The organism is Paenarthrobacter sp. TYUT067 (genome assembly GCF_023656375.1).
Taxonomy (GTDB): Bacteria; Actinomycetota; Actinomycetes; order Actinomycetales; family Micrococcaceae; genus Arthrobacter.
Window position 1 is genome coordinate 1 of the sequence record NZ_JAMOIT010000048.1, and the last position, 793, is coordinate 793.

The 793-nt window shown below is 65.2% G+C and carries 1 protein-coding gene; it reads left to right on the forward strand.

All coding sequences use genetic code 11. The features are described from left to right. Nucleotides 1-793, forward strand: a 793-nt coding sequence (locus MOD31_RS21830; RefSeq protein WP_250821696.1) for an S-layer homology domain-containing protein, incomplete at both ends; no start/stop codon positions are given.

Below are 793 nucleotides of genomic sequence, written 5' to 3' on the forward strand. Positions count from 1 at the left end.
TGTACCGTCATGCCGGGTCCCCGGCGTTCACACCGCCCACGGTGTCGCCGTTCACGGATGTCCCGGTAGAGGCAGCGTTCTATAAAGAAATCACCTGGCTTGCCTCCGAGGGCATTTCCACCGGCTGGGCTCTCGATGGCGGGGTGCGTGAGTATCGTCCGTTGTCTCCGATCGCCCGTGATGCGATGGCCGCGTTCTTGTACCGGTACGCGGACAAGCCAGCGTTCACGGCCCCACCGGTGTCTCCTTTTACGGATGTTCCCGCCGGTGGCGGGTTCTACACGGAGATCACCTGGTTGGCCGGGGCCGGGATTTCCACGGGCTGGGATGCTGGTAACGGGGCGCGTCAGTACCGGCCCTTTGACGGGATCGCCCGTGATGCGATGGCCGCGTTCCTCTACCGGTACGCGGGCCAGAAAACCCCGGCCGACCCTGGAAACCCTGCAGCGGGGACGGTCACGGTGGCCCCGGATGTTGAAGTCCTGGAACCAGCCCAACTCCAAACCGCCCAGGTGACCACCAACACCATTGCGCTGCCCTCGGATCAGGCCACGGACATCAAACCCAATGACGTACTGGTCTCCGGTGTTACTACCGGCACCCCGGACGGGCTCCTGGTCCGGGTAGTCCAGGTAGTGAGGGACCCGGGCGGAACCACCCTGGTGAAAACCAAACCCGCCACCGTGCCCGAGGCCGTGGTCTCCACGGGAGGTTTGCTCGAAGTGACCGGCACCCCGGTGAGCTCCGAGTTCATCCCCGCGCCCGACGTCGTGGTTGAACCTGACACGGCCCC